The organism is Pseudomonas sp. B3G-3 (assembly GCF_028640915.1).
Classification (GTDB): Bacteria; Pseudomonadota; Gammaproteobacteria; order Pseudomonadales; family Pseudomonadaceae; genus Aquipseudomonas; species Aquipseudomonas chlororaphis_I.
The window spans coordinates 1-678 of record NZ_JAQZAB010000013.1 but is presented as its reverse complement, the minus strand read 5'-3'; the positions used below and the strand labels follow the sequence as shown (position 1 = coordinate 678).

The window sequence follows — 678 nt, the reverse complement described above, 5'->3', positions numbered from 1 at the left end:
GCCGGCGCCCGCTACATCATGGTCTGGCTGCTGCCGGATATCGGCCTGACCCCGGCGATCAACGGCAGCCCGTTGCAAGGGTTCACCTCCCAACTCAGCGCCCAGTTCAACACCGAGTTGGTGCGGCAACTACAGACGGTCGATGCCGAAGTCATTCCCCTCAATATTCCCGTGCTCTTGAAGGAAAGCTTCGCCAACCCGGCACAGTTCGGCCTGGCCACCGATCAGAATCTCACCGCCACCTGCTTCAGTGGCAATGGCTGTACGGAAAACGCCCGCTATGGCATTCACAGCGCCACACCTGACCCGAGCAAGTTGATCTATAACGACTCGGTCCACCCCACCGAAGCCGGCCAGCGGCTGATCGCCGATTACGCTTACTCCCTGCTGGCAGCGCCCTGGGAAATCACCCTGCTCCCGGAAATGGCCCAGGGCACCCTGCGTGCGCACCAGGATGAGTTGCGCAACCAATGGCAGGCCGATTGGGAAAACTGGCAGGGCGTGGGTCAATGGCGGGCGATTGTCGCCGCGGGTGGCCAGCACCAGGACTTCGACAGCCAGCGCAGCGGCGCCAGTGCCGACGGCAATGGCTTCAACCTGAACATCGGAGGCAGCTATCGGCTCGACGAGGCCTGGCGAGTGGGCGTGCTGGCCGGCGCCTATCGGCAGAAGCTCGAA

Annotated in this window: 1 pseudogene; it reads left to right on the top strand. The window is 63.3% G+C overall.

The features are described from left to right. Window positions 1–678: pseudogene (locus tag PVZ80_RS00175) on the top strand (SGNH/GDSL hydrolase family protein); the annotation flags it as partial.